The sequence below is a fragment of the Pleionea mediterranea genome, from assembly GCF_003148745.1.
Lineage (GTDB): Bacteria > Pseudomonadota > Gammaproteobacteria > Enterobacterales > Kangiellaceae > Pleionea > Pleionea mediterranea.
Genome location: NZ_QGGU01000001.1, coordinates 348,230 through 364,051, shown reverse-complemented (window position 1 = coordinate 364,051; position 15,822 = coordinate 348,230). Strand labels below are relative to the sequence as shown.

General features: G+C 44.2%; 15 protein-coding genes. 6 read left to right on the top strand and 9 right to left on the bottom strand.

What is annotated here, in order from left to right:
• Positions 1–10: 10 nt before the first annotated feature.
• From rimM to ffh, 3 genes are all read right to left on the bottom strand, one after another.
• Entirely contained in the window at positions 11–538 is a 528-nt protein-coding gene (rimM, locus tag C8D97_RS01430) for a ribosome maturation factor RimM (protein WP_109761554.1), read from the bottom strand.
• Positions 539–557: 19 nt separating this feature from the next.
• Complete coding sequence (gene rpsP / locus C8D97_RS01425) at positions 558–806, bottom strand: 30S ribosomal protein S16 (RefSeq protein WP_109761553.1); 249 nt, start codon at positions 804–806, stop codon at positions 558–560.
• A gap of 211 nt (positions 807–1,017) precedes the next feature.
• On the bottom strand, positions 1,018–2,406 hold the full coding sequence (gene ffh, locus C8D97_RS01420) for a signal recognition particle protein (protein ID WP_109761552.1): 1,389 nt from the start codon (positions 2,404–2,406) through the stop codon (positions 1,018–1,020).
• 133 nt (positions 2,407–2,539) lie between these two features.
• Here ffh and C8D97_RS01415 point away from each other — a divergent pair, with 133 nt between their 5' ends.
• From C8D97_RS01415 to C8D97_RS01405, 3 genes are all read left to right on the top strand, one after another.
• Positions 2,540–3,343, top strand: a complete 804-nt coding sequence (locus C8D97_RS01415; RefSeq protein WP_109761551.1) for a cytochrome C assembly family protein — start codon at positions 2,540–2,542, stop codon at positions 3,341–3,343.
• A gap of 71 nt (positions 3,344–3,414) precedes the next feature.
• Positions 3,415–4,719 (top strand): HlyC/CorC family transporter, encoded by a 1,305-nt coding sequence (locus C8D97_RS01410; RefSeq protein WP_109761550.1) that lies wholly within the window; start codon positions 3,415–3,417, stop codon positions 4,717–4,719.
• Between the two features lie 45 nt (positions 4,720–4,764).
• Positions 4,765–5,592: a bestrophin-like domain gene (locus tag C8D97_RS01405; protein ID WP_109761549.1), complete on the top strand. Its 828-nt coding sequence runs from the start codon at positions 4,765–4,767 to the stop codon at positions 5,590–5,592.
• Positions 5,593–5,648: 56 nt separating this feature from the next.
• Here C8D97_RS01405 and mtaB read toward each other — a convergent pair whose 3' ends face one another.
• The 4 genes from mtaB to pyrC all read right to left on the bottom strand — a co-directional run bounded on the left by mtaB (position 5,649) and on the right by pyrC (position 11,242).
• On the bottom strand, positions 5,649–6,989 hold the full coding sequence (gene mtaB, locus C8D97_RS01400; RefSeq protein ID WP_109761548.1) for a tRNA (N(6)-L-threonylcarbamoyladenosine(37)-C(2))-methylthiotransferase MtaB: 1,341 nt from the start codon (positions 6,987–6,989) through the stop codon (positions 5,649–5,651).
• Positions 6,989–8,872 (bottom strand): M61 family metallopeptidase, encoded by a 1,884-nt coding sequence (locus tag C8D97_RS01395; protein WP_210204807.1) that lies wholly within the window; start codon positions 8,870–8,872, stop codon positions 6,989–6,991. Before C8D97_RS01395 ends, mtaB begins: the two co-directional genes overlap by 1 nt.
• Positions 8,873–8,956: 84 nt before the next feature.
• Positions 8,957–10,189: a glycosyltransferase gene (locus C8D97_RS01390; RefSeq protein ID WP_109761546.1), complete on the bottom strand. Its 1,233-nt coding sequence runs from the start codon at positions 10,187–10,189 to the stop codon at positions 8,957–8,959.
• Between the two features lie 18 nt (positions 10,190–10,207).
• Positions 10,208–11,242 (bottom strand): dihydroorotase, encoded by a 1,035-nt coding sequence (gene pyrC, locus C8D97_RS01385; RefSeq protein ID WP_109761545.1) that lies wholly within the window; start codon positions 11,240–11,242, stop codon positions 10,208–10,210.
• Between the two features lie 131 nt (positions 11,243–11,373).
• Between pyrC and C8D97_RS01380 the strand changes: the two genes are divergently transcribed.
• Positions 11,374–11,676 carry a hypothetical protein gene (locus C8D97_RS01380; protein ID WP_109761544.1) on the top strand — a complete coding sequence of 101 codons (303 nt, stop codon included), beginning with the start codon at positions 11,374–11,376 and terminating at the stop codon, positions 11,674–11,676.
• A gap of 315 nt (positions 11,677–11,991) precedes the next feature.
• Entirely contained in the window at positions 11,992–12,408 is a 417-nt protein-coding gene (locus tag C8D97_RS01375; RefSeq protein ID WP_109761543.1) for a CBS domain-containing protein, read from the top strand.
• 62 nt (positions 12,409–12,470) lie between these two features.
• Here C8D97_RS01375 and C8D97_RS01370 read toward each other — a convergent pair whose 3' ends face one another.
• Positions 12,471–13,748, bottom strand: coding sequence for a glycerophosphodiester phosphodiesterase family protein (locus C8D97_RS01370; protein WP_245411369.1), 1,278 nt, complete (start codon positions 13,746–13,748; stop codon positions 12,471–12,473).
• 197 nt (positions 13,749–13,945) lie between these two features.
• Here C8D97_RS01370 and C8D97_RS01365 point away from each other — a divergent pair, with 197 nt between their 5' ends.
• A complete protein-coding gene (locus C8D97_RS01365; RefSeq protein WP_109761542.1) occupies positions 13,946–15,253 on the top strand; it encodes a pyridoxal phosphate-dependent aminotransferase in 1,308 nt (435 codons plus the stop codon).
• Positions 15,254–15,288: 35 nt separating this feature from the next.
• Here the strand turns inward: C8D97_RS01365 and C8D97_RS01360 are convergent, their stop codons facing one another.
• Positions 15,289–15,774 carry a DUF4442 domain-containing protein gene (locus tag C8D97_RS01360; RefSeq protein WP_109761541.1) on the bottom strand — a complete coding sequence of 162 codons (486 nt, stop codon included), beginning with the start codon at positions 15,772–15,774 and terminating at the stop codon, positions 15,289–15,291.
• Between the last annotated feature and the right edge of the window lie 48 nt (positions 15,775–15,822).

Below are 15,822 nucleotides of genomic sequence, written 5' to 3'. Positions count from 1 at the left end.
TTCAGGTTGCTTAGAAATCGGCATCCCACTCAACATGCATGACTCTGTTTTCTGTATCAACGTCTAATACAGCATCCGCTAAAAAAGGGATCATTCTCTCTTTTCGCTTTTTGCCCGACGCTTGTTCAGCCGTTTCACGAACAACCAGCACATCATTTGAACCGGTTTCGATTAAATGGCTGACAACACCAAAATCAACATTTTCAGAGTTGATGACTCGCATGCCTTCTAAATCACGCCAGTAAAATGAGCCATCATCTAACTCAGGCAATTGATTGCTGGTTATCGCAATCTTTCGCCCGATTAAGGCTTCAGCCTGACTGCGGTCATTCACACCCTCAAGGTTCACACCAATGGTTTTACCTTGTTGGCGACCACTCACCATTTTGACTGATTGCCACTGACCATCAACGTCCAATAGCCAGTCTTTATAATTCAAAATATTCAGGCGTGGCTTGGTGTACGAAAAAACTTTAACGCCACCTTTAACGCCAAAGACCGAAGTTATTTTGCCAATAACGACAATTTCTTCGGTCATAACCGTGCCTTAGACTGAGTTAAGCCGCTTTACGAGCAGTTTTAACTAAGTTAGCAACACGTTCAGTTGTCTGTGCGCCTTTAGCAACCCAGTGCTCGATGCGTTCCAGGTCAAGACGTAACTTTTCTTCCTGACCGCGGGCTACTGGATTAAAAAATCCAATACGCTCGATGAAACGACCATCGCGCTTGCAACGCTTGTCAGCAACTACGATATGATAAAATGGGCGCTTCTTAGAGCCACCACGTGCTAAACGAATGGTAACCATGCGTTCGAATTCCTCTAATGTTTTAGTCCGCCTCACGCGGGTTAAATCTGTCAATTAAGGAGACCAATACGACCCCTTAATTTAAAGGACGCGCATTTTAGCGCCAAAAGCGCCATTTGGAAACCTTTTTCCTAATTATTTCCACGGTTATTTCACCGGATTGGCAAAATCACCCTGTTTTGTAAAAATTATTGCTTTAAGTTAGTAGATGCTAACGCATACCGCCACCGAAAGGCGGGAATCCTCCACCTGGCGGCATCATTCCTTTCATTCCACGCATCATCTTCATCATGCCGCCTTTGCCGCTCATTTTTTTCATCATTTTTTGCATCTGCTTAAATTGCTTCAGCAAACGATTCACATCCTGAATTTCCGTACCTGAACCGCCAGCAATTCGACGTTTGCGAGAGCCTTTTATCAGATCAGGGTGTGATCGCTCTTTTGGGGTCATGGAGTTAATAATGGCTTCCATCTGATTGGTGGACTTATCGTTCATAATTTGAGATTTTGCCGCATCGGGAACTTGCCCCATACCCGGCATTTTATCGATAAGGCCGGCCATACCGCCCATACTTTTCATCTGAACCAGTTGCTCACGAAAATCTTCCAGATCAAAGCCTTTGCCTTTGATGACTTTTTTCGCCAGCTTTTCGGCTTTTTTCTTATCAACCTTACGCTCAACTTCTTCGATCAGTGATAAAACGTCACCCATACCAAGGATACGGGAGGCCACCCTGTCTGGGTGAAACGGTTCAAGAGCATCGAGTTTTTCACCGATCCCCATAAACTTGATGGGCTTACCGGTAATATGCCGAATAGAGAGCGCAGCACCGCCTCTGGCGTCACCATCGGCTTTGGTGAGGATAACCCCAGTCAAAGGCAAAGCATCGTTAAATGCCTTGGCTGTATTAGCCGCATCTTGCCCGGTCATACTATCGACCACAAACAGCGTCTCAACGGGTTTAATACCGGCGTGCAGCGTTTTAATTTCTGACATCATGGCTTCGTCAACCGCCAGACGCCCTGCAGTATCCACTATCACCACATCAACAAACTTTTTACGGGCATGCTCTATGGCCGCTTTGGCAATATCAAGCGGCTTCTGTTCGGTTGAACTGGGGAAAAACTCGGCACCCACCTGGCCAGCTACGGTTTCAAGCTGTTTGATGGCCGCTGGGCGATAAACATCGGCGCTCACCACCATCACAGATTTTTTCTCACGTTCGGATAAATAACGTGCCAGCTTACCGGTACTGGTGGTTTTACCCGCACCCTGCAGACCCGCCATTAAAATAACCGCCGGGGGTTGTGCCGCCAGATTCAGCGCATCATTAGCCTGCCCCATGGCTTTAACCAGTTCATCATTAACCACTTTAAGAAAAGCCTGGCCTGGCGATAAGCTGGTGGACACTTCCTGACCGAGGCTACGCTCTTTAACTGCGGCAATAAAATCTTTCACCACAGGCAGGGCGACATCAGCCTCCAACAGCGCCATACGGACTTCCCGTAGCGTCTCTTTGATATTATCTTCGGTGATGCGTCCTTTGCCGCTAATATTCTTTAAAGTACGACTGAGGCGGTCACTTAAGTTATCAAACATGAAAAAATCTCTTTGATTATTGATGATTGCAGATAAAGGCCGCTATTATATACGCAAGTAACGTCAAAATACATGAGCGGTACACATGCCTTTTCAAGTACCCAATATTAACTCAATAATAAATAAGTATTGAATGGAACAGTCGTTAACACCTCTAGTTATTTCCGGGATTTTTACTGTCTTTTTTTATGGACTTTTGATTATTTCGTCACTGATCAGTCTTAAGGCCCCTCAAGCGGCCTCATCGGGCTTTAATCTATTGGCAGTTACCGCCATCGCAGTGCACGGCTTTTTTCTTTACTTACTGATAGACACAGCCAACACTCAAAACCTGACACTGTTTAATATGATGAGCCTGACAAACTGGCTGGCCATGATAGTGCTGTTTTTCAACAGTTTTAAGCGCAATGTCACCTTGATGATGGTGATTATCAGCAGTTTCGCGCTGATCAGCTCGCTACTGGGCATGTTGTACCCGGGCGAAAGCAGTACCCAACTCAGCGGCCAATGGGCCAGTCTACTGCATATATTTTCAGCCATCACTTCCACTGGTTTATTAATGTTAGCAGCCGTACAGGCCATACTGGTGGCTTTTGCTGATAAGCGACTGCGCAGCCACCCAACCAATATGCCCTCTTTTTTCCCTCCCTTGCAGAGCCTTGAGCACTTTTTATTCCAGCTGTTGTTACTGGGTTTTATTCTGATGAGTGGATCACTGATCATTGCACTATTTTTTCTGCAGGAAAGTTTTAGCAGCCAGCCGCTGCATAAATCGGTATTATCGACCCTGTCATGGATCATCTTTGGGGTACTTCTAGCTGGCCATCAACTGAAGGGTTGGCGAGGAATGACCGCTGCAAAATGGACTCTAAGCGGCTTTGCCCTATTATCAATTGGCTACTTTGGTAGTAAACTGGTGCTCGAGCTGATTCTGTAACCGATTCGCGACAGCACAATTTATTCACCCACGGTAAATAATTGACCCACTAATCACGAGAGCTACTTTCCTTGGACGATCTATCAACGACCAGTTTAACGATCATACTGTTTAGCCTGCTGTTTTTATCCGCGTTTTTTTCCAGCTCAGAAACCGGAATGATGTCGATCAATCGTTATCGACTGAAAAACAAAGTCAAAAAGAAACATCGGGCGGCCAAACTGGTCAGCAAACTTTTGGAGCGACCAGACAGACTTATTGGCGTGATCCTTATTGGTAATAACCTCGTCAATATTTTAGCCACCATGGTAGCCACCATTATCGCTATTCGATTATGGGGTGAGTACGGTGAGCTGCTGCTGCCAATCCCGCTGACCATAATGTTTTTACTGTTTGCAGAGGTAACTCCAAAGACACTCGCTGCGATTCACCCAGAGCGCATTGCATTTCCCGCTTCGTTTATATTAACGCCACTACTAAAGCTTCTCTCACCTTTGGTAGTAGTGGTCAATTTATTATCCAACGGAATGCTGCGTTTATTTGGCGTCAGTTTAAACAGTCAAAATGGCGATGATCTTAGCTCCGAAGAACTGCGAACCGTGGTCAATGAAGCCGGCAGCATGATCCCCAAACGTCACCAGAATATGTTACTCAGCATTCTCGATTTAGAGCACGCAACGGTCGAAGATATTATGGTGCCCAAAAATGAAATTATTGGTATTGATCTGGATGAAAATCTGGAAGACATATTAAGCCAATTGCGCAATACCCAACACACCCGCTTGCCCGTTTTTGAAGACAGCATCGATCAGGTTAAAGGCATGTTACACGCAAGACACATCGCCAACCTGATGAGTCGTGATCCGGAAGACATTACCAAAGAAGCCATTCTGGAAATGATGACACCCATCTATTTTGTTCCCGAGGGGACATCGTTAAATACCCAGCTATTAAAATTTCAACGTAAAAAGCAACGGATTGGGTTAGTGGTGGATGAATACGGTGACATTCAGGGACTTGTCACCATAGAGGATATTCTTGAAGAGATTGTTGGTGAGTTTACTACTGACTTTGCTTCAACAACGTCTAAAGATATTCATCCGCAAGATGATGGCAGTTATATGGTTGATGGTACCGTCACCATTCGCGATCTGAATCGTACACTTAATATGCATTTGCCAACCGATGGCCCTAAAACATTAAGCGGTTTAATAGTGGAATATCTGGAAGCGATCCCACAGCCTGGTACAGGATTAAAGTTAGCCGATTGCCCCATCGAAATTTTGCAAATTAAAGGAAACCTGATTAAAAGTGTTAAGCTTTGGACCAAGTGGAAAACAAAACCGCCACTTGCCAAGCCAACAGAAACTCACTAAATCGGCAACTTTAATACTTACCATTAACAGCTTAAGGAATCCTTCATGCTAACGGATCTGTTATACCAGTGGAGCAGTTTATCCATATCTCTTGCGCTGCTTGTGATGATGGTGGTTGCCAATGAATGCGGTTTTCGGCTGGGTCGATTCATTCAAAAAAATACCGACGATGAAGTCAAATCCTTAACGGGTGCCATACAGGGCAGCATTTTGGGTTTACTGGCGTTGCTGCTGGGTTTTACCTTTAGTATGTCGATGCAACGCTATGACAGTCGTGTTATGTCGTTAGTATCAGAATCTAACGCGATTGGCACAACCGTGCTAAGGGCTCAACTACTGCCTTCACCTTATGATAATCAGTCACTTTCATTGTTAGAGCGCTATATCGATAATCGAATTGCCATCAGTGCAATCGATATCACACGCGATGAAGAGAGAATGGCTTTCGATAAAAATACCCAGCAACTTCAAAAGCAGTTATGGGATATAGCAATACAATCAGTCAAAATTGAACCTGTGGCCGTTACCAGCGGTAACTACCTCACCGCTTTAAATGAAATGATCGATGCGCAATCACAACGCAATGCCTTTTTAATCACCCGGGTACCCGATGTGGTATTAATTTTATTGTTCACGGTATTTTTATCTTCCGGCGCAATACTGGGCTATTCAAGTGGACTCAGTGGTAAACGTGTTTTAGCACCTACACTTCTGGTGTCTTTTTTACTATCCACCATTGTGTTTATTATTCTGGATCTGGACAGACCGAAACGCGGATACATTAAGGTCGATCAAAATAATTTAAAAGAGCTTAAACTTTTGTTTCAACAGACTGATATAAAATCCCTTTCACCAATAAAAACCGACCAGTAAGGCCGGTTTTTATTAACGGGTAATCTTAAGTAATCTAAAAAATAACTATTGGACCGTTAGCCTTGTACTGAAACAGCAATACTGGCTCCCGTTTTATTTGCTTTCGATAAATCAACTTCTCCTCGAAGCATCAAATCATCACAAGCGACTATTCGGGTCGATAGTATCTGATTAGCAATATTATAACTGGCCGGTAGATCGACAAAGATACGATGGTAATTGGGAGTATGGCCAATAAAGCGATAGTCGCCACTGTCTTGCTGGTGGGCATTACCCTCCCACATAACGTCGACGGTCTGCCCTATTTGTTGTTGCATTTCCTGTTTTTTTAATTCATCGGCTAACTGATGAAGTTGATGACTGCGCTGCTTTTTAATGTCTTTATCAATATGGTTGGGTAATCGAGCCGCCTTGGTGCCTTCTCTTGGCGAATAAGCAAAAATGTGAATGTGACCAAAGCCAACCTTTTTAATGTAATCCAGGGATGTTTGAAACTCTTCGTCGGTTTCACCCGGAAAGCCGACAATAATATCCGTGGTGACATTAAATTCAGGAATATGCTGTCGAGCCTGAGTCACCAGTCGTTCAAACTCTTCAGTTTTGCAACGCCGTGCCATTCTTCGTAAAACACTGTCAGCTCCGCTTTGCAAAGGCAAATGCATGTGTGGCATTACCCGTTTATTTTCAAACAGGGTAAAAAAGTTTTCTGGCAAATCCCAGGGCTCGACCGATGCAAAACGGATCCGGGGGATTTCGGTTTCATCCAAAATTCTTTGTACCAGAGTAAATAAATCGCAGTCGATATCACTGCCGTAGCCACCGACGTGAACTCCGGCAATAACAATTTCCTGAACGCCTTCTGCAACGTGTTGATTGACTTCATCAATAATAGATTCGGGTGTGCGACTGCGCTCATCACCACGAGCGACGGTAACGATGCAAAAAGTACAGCGATAACGACAGCCATCTTGCACTTTGATAAAAGCGCGTTCCTTATTACGAGCAAATAAAGCAGGTTCACCTGGATCCGTTGCCATGGCAGGCATGGTTGGTACATCTAAAACGGCCTGAGTTTGCGCTACCAGTTGATCTTTCTCAGTGTTGGGAACAACCAGATCAACACCCAGAATATCATTGGCTTTTTGCTCTTCGAGTGAAGCATAACAACCGGTAACAATCATTTTTGCAGCAGGATTTTTACGGTGATGCTTACGTATAACCTGACGAGACTTTCTGGCAGCCTCCCCAGTTACCGCGCAGGTATTAACAACCATCACCTGTGCATCGTCGGCCGACTGTGTAATTGAATAACCAATTGTTTGATATTCCTGTGCCCAGCGCTGCAATTCCGCTTCGTTTAATCGGCAGCCCAGTGCGGTTAAAAACACTTTACTCATCAGCTTTCGCTCTCATTTTTTTCAACCGTTCCCAGCTCATGTCCGGTCCAGCTTTTATAACGATCTTTTTGCGCCTGCGTCGCATCTTTCTGCACGCTTACCCGCAGTTTTTTGGCCGGATTTACTTGAGCGGTTACCTCAACCGACTGTAATTCGTCGCGTCGGAAAAAATGTATAACGACGTCACTGTCGGGTGACAGATTTTTGATTCGTTGCTTAATATTTTTTTCGGTTAACCGTAACTCATCCATAGACAATAAAATATCACCCTTGGTTAAACCTGCGTTCCAGGCAGGCGAATCTTTTTTGACGCCGGTTATGGTTAAGTCTTTATCAAACGATAATCCCAGGTCAATGACTGACTTTTCCGTTTCTTTACCAACCAGTTCAAGCCCAACATAATCCAGTAAAGCATCAAAGTCGATGGCCTGTTTGCCCCAAACATACTGCTGCCAAAAACTTGAAAAATCTTGCCCGGTAACTTCATTCACTGTCTTTAATAAATCCGCATCGGTAAAGCCTTTTTCTGTCGCTTTAAAACGTTGATAAAGCAGGCGATGCACATCTTCTGAAGACTTTTTATTATCCGTTGCCTGACGAATTTTAAAATCCAGTAACCAACTTACCAGTGATCCCTTGGCATAAATATTAACACTGTGATTAAGCGTAAAGTCGTTTGTCGACTCTATCCAGTTATAAAAACTTGCCTCGGATACCGACTGTGCTTGTCGACCGGGCCGGTTCAATAATTTTTCAATACCTTTCGCCAAATCCTCATGAAATTCTTTTTCAGTGGTAATACCGGCGCGTCTTGTAATTAGAGTATCAAAGTAACTGGTGCTGCCTTCTGCAACCCATAATAAACTGGTGTAATTTTCTTTCTGATAATCATAAGGCACCAGTCCCGATGGGCGATAAGCTTTAACATTCCAGGTATGAACCAACTCGTGCGCAGCGGTCGTAATAAAACTGATGTAATCCTCACGCGCAGCAAATCGATCACGCTGGCGCTGAATAATGGTTGAGTTAATGTGCTCTGTGGCGCCTCGTGGCCCAGTGGTAGCGTGGATCATATAAAGATATCGCTGATAGGGAAAACTGCCCCAGATTTTTTCCACTTCAGCATCCAGTTTTGCCAGATCCTTTATGGTTTGTTGCTCATCATAATTGCCACGTCCCCAGAACAGAATTTCATAGTCGCGATCTCCGGCTTCAAACTCATGGAAACTGTGTACGCCGGCTTCGATTGGCGAATCAATTAATACATCGTAATTATCGGCTTTAAACTTGTGCCGACCTGCGGAAGTCATGCCAGATCGTGAGCGCCATTGCCGAGGTACCGTTAACTTAACGGTTAACGGGTTTGCACGGAACCTTGGGCTGTACATAAATACACCCGAAGCGTCGAGAAAAGCATGGGAATCATCAATGTGACGGGTTCGGTTGCCCAGTTGATTGGCGTAAATTCGGTAAGAAACCGTTACAGGATTTCCTTCTGACGGAATCAACCAGGCAGCCTTATCTTTCATTTTCCAGTCCAGCGTTTTGCCTCGCGTCGATTCAGCAGCAAATTCCCGCACTCCATTGGACAGGTCCAGGATCTGATAGCGACCGGCACGCCATACGGGTAAACGAACTTCCAGCTCATCGGCATCATGTTCGGGAAACTCAATGGTCACTTTTGCCATATGATGAGTGGCCTGATCCACATTTATCCGATACTCAACCGTTGGTGCAGCCACAGAGCTCAATGAAAACAACAAGGCAAAACCAAGACAGAACAAAGACTTAACCATTTTTACTCCGAAGGTATAAAATTTGCGCGCTATTTTAACAGAATCGGCGATTAACGTCTTTGCCTGCCCGGTCTTCGATAAGCTCAAAAGTAGGCACAGCAGTTATAACGGACAGGACTCAACCGATAGAGTGTTAATAAGCACTCTAATTAACAAGAGGAGCGAGTGAAACTACTCGGCGCTTCGGCTTTTGGCTTCGATCCATCGAGACATAAACTCGGTGCTTTTCATGGAGTGATGCTGCAGCATGGCACCAATAAAATTGCCTTGCCGATGCTCATTTAAATGCATTAACAAATAGTCCATCCGGTGCTGCAAACGGGCTTCGATCGACTCAGCATTAAACAGAGTGGATAAAATAGGCGCTATATTCTGTTGTGCCTGATGCCATAACAATTCGTTTGAATAAAGGTTTACCGCATCTTCGACAAACGCATCATCACCTTCGCTAATAGCACCCGGCCAGGCCATTGGTTCTATAGTCATGCCCTCTGCACCAATATCACTGGTCACACTGGGTGTTCGAGTTAACATGGCATCAAATAATTTACCTTTGATGCCGGCGCCAAACCGCAGTGGCGCCAGTAATACACGCGCATTTGCAATAACTTCGGTGGCATCATCGGCACGATCTTTTATTAAAAACCCCATATTTGCATCGTGCAATGCAGTCGCCTTAGGCGGCGTATAGGCACCATAAATATGCAACTCGGCATTCGGCAGTTGCTTTCGGATCTCCGGCCATATGCGCTTTAAATAAAGCACTGAATCCCAGTTGGGTGCGTGCCTGAAATTGCCAATCGCGACAAAGTGCTGACGCTCTCCATAGGGCAACGATTCAGCAATGGGCACTAAAGGATCGATTAAAAATGGACAATGCAGTAGCAGTGATTCATCCACATTGAACTGTTGTTGCAACAACCTGTGCTCATAACTTGAAATAATTAACGATAGATCACTTCGAAAAATTGCGGCGATCTCACGCAGTGCCAGCTCGGAGTTAAAGTCGCTCTGACGCAACGGACGTTGTTGCTTAACGGCTTGGTGTCTTGCCTGTCGCAAACACTGCAGATCTTCCGTATCGAGTATTCGAATGGCGTTGGGGCAACTCTCAGCCACACGCCAACCGAATTGCTCTTCCATCATAAAACGATCAAACATCACCGCGGTGGGCTGAAGCCGTTCAATATAACGATTAAAGCTAGAACTGTTTAACTCAATAGCAACAGACTCTATATCTTCCCGGGATAAGTCGAGCATAAAGTCAGTGGTTTTTGCTGGCGAAGCAAAAACCACCTGCCATTGTTGCCGTTTAAAAAAACGTAACAGCGACATCATATGACGACCGGCGGCAGACGACGATGGCTCAGGCCAGACGTATCCAATAACAAGCAGTGTAGGCACGATTAACCCTTACTGGTACTAAGTTTTTAACGCCCAGTTAACGGTTTCACCGGCATAAAAAGGCACAATAGGTTGACCATCGGGCAGGTCAATTTGTTCGGGGATCTGCCAGGGTTGCTTCACCAAGGTGATGGTAGACGTATTACGGGGTAAACCATAAAAATCCGGGCCATGATGACTGGCAAAGGCCTCAAGGTGATTTAAACAACCCAGTTCATCAAACACCTGCGCGTATAGTTCAATGGCGCTCCAGGCACTGTAGCAGCCTGCACAGCCACAGGCGGTTTCTTTTTTGTGTTTGGCATGAGGCGCCGAGTCCGTACCAAGAAAAAACTTGCTCGAACCACTGGCCACCGCTTCACGTAATGCCTGCTGATGGCTGTTACGTTTTAAAATGGGCAAACAGTAATTGTGAGGGCGAATGCCACCCACCAGCAAATCGTTACGATTCATCATCAAATGCTGAGGGGTTATAGTTGCCGCTACCTGACTGCTGGCCTGTTTCACAAAATCTACTGCATCTTTGGTAGTAATATGCTCCAGCACCACTTTCAGTTCAGGAAAAGCATCAACAATTTTTCGCAGATGACGCTCAATAAAAATATGTTCACGATCAAAAATATCAATGTCACCATCGGTCACTTCACCGTGGATCAATAACAACATCCCTTCTTTTGCCATAACGTCAAAAACCGAAAACAATCGTTCAACTTCTTTTACTGCGGCATCAGAATTGGTGGTCGCTCCAGCCGGATATAACTTCGCCGCCAAAATCCCTTGAGATTTGGCCTCTCGAATATCCTCTTCTGTGGTGTGATTGGTTAAATACAAGGTCATTAATGGCTCGAAGTCACTGCCTTCGGGCCTTGCCTGTAATATCCGCTGTTTGTAATCAAGCGCCATGGCTGCATTCGTGATGGGCGGCACCAGATTAGGCATAACTATGCCCCGTTGAAAGCAACGCGCAGTAGCCGCAACTGTTTCGGTTAAAATGTCACCATCTCGAAAATGTAAGTGCCAGTCATCCGGCTTTGTGATGGTTAATTCGGTCATACAATCTCCAAACTTCGCAAATTATCTCAGTATCTACATTATAACAGCTTGCGCACAAATCTGATTACCGGTTTAATCACTATTCAAAAGAAGTGTTTATCTAGACAACAACTTAAAAGGAGTTAACCCAAATGGAATTACTTATCTCTGTTTCAAGTTTTATTATCATATTGGCCGCCATAGTTTTTTTACGAAATAAACACTCAAACTTAGATATTAAAACACCGGATATTATTGTCGCGATCCTTCCTGTTTTGATTTTTTTAATTGTTTCAGGAAAATTAAGTCGATTTGAGTTAAGTGAAAGCGGCTTAAAAATAGAAACAGCCATTACCGAAGCGGCTAATAGCCATATCGAAGGATTGGAAATGTCTTTGGATATTGAAAAGCTTCCAGTTGAAGTTATTAGAGCGTGTTTATCTTTCATTATTTGAGATGTTGAGAGTTAAAATTAAGCCAATCGCGGCGTGAATTTTGAGGTTTAGTTATTCTAAATAAGAAGTTCTCAACAAAGAGTGGCTTAATTTTAGCCTCAACCCTTCGGGCAGGGGTGATTTTATGTCACAACTGCGTTATCGGTCATTTAAATAGAATAACTATTCATCACTCCCTCTGCCTTGTTGTGTCATAAAATAACCTCCTGCATCTCAAAGAATGAAAGATAAACACGCTCTAGTGGTAGTCCAAAAACCGGAACGCAACAAATCCCTAAATTAATCAATAATAAAACCGAAGCTTTAACATTTCATATGGGTTATCGGGGATATGACGCACAGGCAATTTATCAGTATATTCGCGAGTTGACCGACAAACCGTTTTTAAAATACCTGGTTTTTTATAACGATAATGGCAGCTTTTATGCCATCACATCTGCTGCCAAATTTATCAAACGCAATCCAACACTTAATCGTACTTATCACCAGTTAGCGCAAGCTCTAATTAGCAACGACAAGTCCTTACTGGAATCCATTATTCCAGATCTGATCACCGCCAAAGAGTCACTTACAGTAACCACCAGTCGAAGTGATGCGTTAAGACGGATGCTTGACAATCATGTGGATGTCTTGCCGGTGCTGGATAAAAATGAACAACTTCAGGGTGTTGTTAGCAAAGCCAGCATTACAGGCAGTCTGCTTCTTGAAATTGCTTCCAAGGTTGAAAAATAATGGAAAGTGAGAGCCGCTTAATGAATATCGCGGCTCAATAACGCTGGTATTGAATAAGTTTATTATTTAATACCCATGCAATTCGCATAATAGGTTGTTGTCGCTGGCCAGTCAGAAAATACTCCCATCACGCCAACTTTTTTTGCCAATGCATGCAATACATTATAAGTATCGCCATCATTATTAATCAGTGACTGAACGCTTTGGTGATACCAGCCGCCGCCATTTGCTAATGGTCCATCACGTTCCAGTGTCCAGGTAATAATCTTTAAACCGGCCTGCTTGGCAAACTTTGCATAGTCAGAGGGAATAATGTCACCCGATTGATTGACTGTAAGCAAGGCCCACATGGGCGGTGCAATGATATTAATGCCCTTGTCTTTTAAAGACAGCATCCCTTCGAGTGACACTTCAAACTCAGCATCATTGTACATTCGGCTATCAAGATAAACGGCCTGCTTGCCAAAGCGGCCTTCGTGTTCTATCCAGTACAATACATCTTGCTGATTAAACGACTGCGGATAAACACGTCGAGGGTGTACCCCCATTTCTTTGTATTCATTAATCATTTGTTGGGCGTACTCTTGTTGCGAGTACCCGCCCTGAAATGGCATTTCCACTTGCGGCGCTTTTAACTCCGGGGTCATATCGGTGCCCAGTTTTTTAAATAAAGCAATACTCTCCTTGTGTGACAGGACTGTACCGCATTGGCTGTATAAATCTGTTCGCCAGTTTGCGGTTGCGGATAGATATTCTTCCACATTACTGGCATCAGGATTGCTCGCATCCATTTTGCCACACAGTGATTTAAATTCTTGCAGGGTTATGTCACTGGTACAACATTTTGCAGTCGCCTTTTGTCCGGTTAATGGATTTGCCGGTGTAAAGGGTACACTGCATTTTTCGGCTAATTCCGGTATTGCCAATATATTGGTAGTGGTGTGCAAATCACATTGTGAATGTCGACAAACCAGCTCGCGATCTTTAGTAAAGGTAACATCACACTCGATAATGCCTGCGCCCATTTTGGCGGCAGCCTCATACGACTCCTTAGTATGTTCAGGAAATTGCATGGGTGCGCCCCGGTGGCCAATCGAAAAACGAGTGGTTTTGTAAAACAGTTTGTCTTCACAACGCTTTAACCTGGATTTTAAGGGGCCTTTATCCATATCGTTGATTAAATAATAAGGACGCGGACCTAACTCATTTTGAAATGCTTTAATTCCCAAACCGTGTTTTTCTTGTGATTTATTGTCATGACTATTTTTTGCAAATGTCCAATCGCTATAAACCGCGATAAACATAACAAAAAACACTGCCACTTGACGCTTAACTGTCATTATCTGCTCCCGGAACTAATCTATGAATTTGTCGTATCATCATGTCGTTAAAAAATGAACATCGGATGTTGTTTTTGTGACAGTGCAACGGCAAAATCATGACACATCATAACCATTAAGTTTGGGGATAAACATAATTTCAACTATGTTTAATAACAAACACTATAAAACCTTACATCAGGGATGCCCATCAACTTATGAGAAAACAACCCGATATTCACCTGAACCTTAATGTGCGGGGATTGCCGCTATCAGCTACTCTCGCCATCAATGAAATCAGCAATGATTTAATTCGACAAGGCAAACCCGTTACCAAACTGGGGCTGGGACAAAGTCCGTTTCCTGTTCCTCGAGTGGTTGAAGAAGAACTAAAAGTTAATGCACATCAAAAAGATTACCTGCCGGTTGCCGGATTAAGAGAACTGCGCGGAGCCGTTGCCGATTACCATCATCGAAGTCATGGTATTTCAGCGGCACCAGAAAATATTTTAATTGGTCCGGGCTCAAAAGAGCTGATGTTTATTTTACAACTCGTTTATTACGGCGATCTGGTTATCCCAACACCAAGCTGGGTTTCCTATGCACCGCAGGCACATATTATTGGTCGGCACATTCACTGGCTGGAAACCGAAGCGAAAAACCAGTGGAAAGTCACGCCAGAATGCATTGAAGACTTATGTCATAAGGATCCCAATAAACCCCGGCTACTGATTTTAAATTATCCGGCAAACCCGCACGGCTACACCTATTCAGAAAAAGAATTAAAAGCACTGGCAAGAAAGTTGAAAAAATACAAAGTATTGGTGTTATCCGATGAAATATACAGCGAACTGGATTACGACGGCAGTCATGTATCCATTGCGCAGTTTTATTCGGAAGGCACCATCATTAGCAGTGGGCTAAGTAAGTGGTGTGGTGCAGGAGGTTGGCGACTGGGTACCTTTGCTTTCCCGAATAATCTGGATTGGCTTATGAGTGCCATGTCCACCGTTGCCAGTGAAACTTTTACCTCAACAGCAGCGCCTATTCAATACGCCGCCGTACGAGCATTTATGGGAGGTCTGGAGATTGAACGTTATCTGGCAAACAGCCGTCGTATTTTGCATTGTCTTGCCGAAGCCATTGTCACTCGAATGAATAACGCCGGGTTTGATTTGACCATGCCAGACGGCGCGTTTTATATTTTCCCCGACTTCAGTCCGTTTAAATCTGAGTTGCATAACAGAGGGATACACACCAGTCAGCAACTGGTAGAAGCCATATTGCAGGAAACCGGCGTTGCCATGTTACCCGGCGTATCCTTTGGCCGACCGGCCAATGAACTGACGGTGCGCATAGCCTTTGTTGACTTTGATGGCGCGCGGGCACTTACTGCCGCTGAACAGGTGCCACTGGATCAAACATTAGATGATGACTTTGCGGTTATGCACGGCGGCGGGTGCATCAGTGGTATTGAAAAAGTTATTCAATGGCTGACGTCACCAGACTCTTTTTCTGAGAATTAAGTTACTGAGAGCTATTTTACTGACACCTAAACGCTCTAGCGTTTAGGTGTCCAGGCCCAAATCATTTCACATTCAATGGGTTGCTTGCCTTCGCTATCGGTTACCGTTACCGGGATCAACATTTCGCCTTTTTCGGTATCGATAATGGTTTGTATTTGATCGCCGGTTAACTCAACCACCGCTCGCAAATCCCCTGTGGCGCGTTTTAAATAATTCACTTTCATTGATTTGATCACAGGGATCCTGTCATCGGGCACATTCATGCCTACCACCATGCCGGTTGCGGTTTCAGCCAACAAGCCCATGGCCGCTGCGTGTACGCCTTTAATATGATTGCGTACTTTCTTTTTATTTTTTAATGTCCAGATACTTTGCTCGCGAGTCAGTGTCTCGCACTTTACACCTGCCGTACCAACAAACTTAATGGTTGAACCTAGCAAGTAATTCAACAGCCAGTTTCGGTACAGCTTGGGTTTGTTATTAATCTTATCGACGATTCCCGCAAGAAAGTTCTTCTTCATATAAAGTTCTCTTTATGTTGAATGATGCAAAATGTATAGATGGTACTA

Excerpts from the sequence above, each read along its gene's own strand:
- rimM (WP_109761554.1), bottom strand. The coding sequence starts at position 538 with ATGACCGAAGAAATTGTCGTTATTGGCAAAATAACTTCGGTCTTTGGC.
- rpsP (WP_109761553.1), bottom strand. The coding sequence starts at position 806 with ATGGTTACCATTCGTTTAGCACGTGGTGGCTCTAAGAAGCGCCCATTT.
- ffh (WP_109761552.1), bottom strand. The coding sequence starts at position 2,406 with ATGTTTGATAACTTAAGTGACCGCCTCAGTCGTACTTTAAAGAATATT.
- C8D97_RS01415 (WP_109761551.1), top strand. The coding sequence starts at position 2,540 with ATGGAACAGTCGTTAACACCTCTAGTTATTTCCGGGATTTTTACTGTC.
- C8D97_RS01405 (WP_109761549.1), top strand. The coding sequence starts at position 4,765 with ATGCTAACGGATCTGTTATACCAGTGGAGCAGTTTATCCATATCTCTT.
- mtaB (WP_109761548.1), bottom strand. The coding sequence starts at position 6,989 with ATGAGTAAAGTGTTTTTAACCGCACTGGGCTGCCGATTAAACGAAGCG.
- pyrC (WP_109761545.1), bottom strand. The coding sequence starts at position 11,242 with ATGACCGAATTAACCATCACAAAGCCGGATGACTGGCACTTACATTTT.
- C8D97_RS01380 (WP_109761544.1), top strand. The coding sequence starts at position 11,374 with ATGGAATTACTTATCTCTGTTTCAAGTTTTATTATCATATTGGCCGCC.
- C8D97_RS01375 (WP_109761543.1), top strand. The coding sequence starts at position 11,992 with ATGGGTTATCGGGGATATGACGCACAGGCAATTTATCAGTATATTCGC.
- C8D97_RS01370 (WP_245411369.1), bottom strand. The coding sequence starts at position 13,748 with ATGACAGTTAAGCGTCAAGTGGCAGTGTTTTTTGTTATGTTTATCGCG.
- C8D97_RS01365 (WP_109761542.1), top strand. The coding sequence starts at position 13,946 with ATGAGAAAACAACCCGATATTCACCTGAACCTTAATGTGCGGGGATTG.
- C8D97_RS01360 (WP_109761541.1), bottom strand. The coding sequence starts at position 15,774 with ATGAAGAAGAACTTTCTTGCGGGAATCGTCGATAAGATTAATAACAAA.